Source organism: Methanoregula sp. (assembly GCF_002835825.1).
In the GTDB taxonomy this organism is placed as follows: Archaea; Halobacteriota; Methanomicrobia; order Methanomicrobiales; family Methanospirillaceae; genus Methanoregula.
Window position 1 is genome coordinate 1 of sequence record NZ_PIZH01000738.1, and the last position, 1,071, is coordinate 1,071.

Below are 1,071 nucleotides of genomic sequence, written 5' to 3' on the forward strand. Positions count from 1 at the left end.
CATCATGGCAAGGCCCATCGACAGGGTCTGGCCGAGAAGCCGCATGGTGGAGAGGGTGCCGGCCGCAGTCCCGTACAACCGTTTCTCCACCGATCCCATGATGGCGTTCGTGTTCGGGGACGAGAAGATGCCAAGACCAAGGCCGGTGAGGACCAAAATCGCGGCGAGGAGAGGAATCGGGGTTGCCTCGCCAACAAAGACGAGCGCCGCAAGGCCGGCGGCGGTCAGCGCCATGCCGGCCGATGCCACCCGGCCCGGCTCGATTTTGTCGGAGAGCCGGCCGGCAAGCGGCGAGACGGCGGCCTGCGCAACCGGCTGGACAACGAGGATCGCCCCCGCGATCCACGGGTCGAAGCCCCGGACGTACTGGAGGTAGAGGCTCAAGAAGAACGTTACCGAGAAGGTGGCGCTGTAGTTGATGAAGGCGGCAAGGTTGGAGAAGGCAAAGATCCGGTTTTTTGTCCAGAGGCAGAGATCGAGGATCGGGTAGCGGACGCGCCGCTCGCGATTGATGAAGACGAGCATCATGAGGGAGCCGGCCGCTAGAAGGATCAATCCCTCCCGGTCCGGCAGCAGGGTGAAGCCGAGCATGACGCAGATGAGGGTGAGGCCGTACTGGACGGAGCCCCCGAGATCGAAGGGCTCCCCCACAGCATCCGCCCATTCTCCGTCGAGGTACAGGAAGATCAGGGCAAGGGTGAAGAGCCCGATCGGCACGTTGACGAGAAAGATGCTCCGCCACCCGAAGAAGTGGACGAGCCAGCCGCCGATGAACGGCCCGGCCGAGAGCCCGAGATACACCGAGGTGGTGTAGATCCCAAGCGCACGTCCCCGTTCAGCCGGCGGCGTCACGGAAGTGAGGATGGCAACCGCGGTCCCGAAGATGAGCGATGCCCCCGCTCCCTGCAGGATCCGGAGAAGGACGATCCCGGTCGCCGTTGAGACGAAGAGCAGCAGGAAGGATGCAAGGGTGAAGATGGCAAGACCCATGGTGAAGATCTTCCTGCGGCCGTGGATGTCCGCAAGCCGGCCAAAGGGGAGAAGGAAGACTGCCGAGGCAAGGAGGTATGC

The 1,071-nt window shown here is 63.8% G+C and carries 1 protein-coding gene; it reads right to left on the reverse strand.

The window, feature by feature from the left end; translation table 11 throughout:
- On the reverse strand, positions 1–1,071 hold a 1,071-nt coding region (locus CW742_RS14815), incomplete at both ends, for an MFS transporter (RefSeq protein ID WP_292421714.1).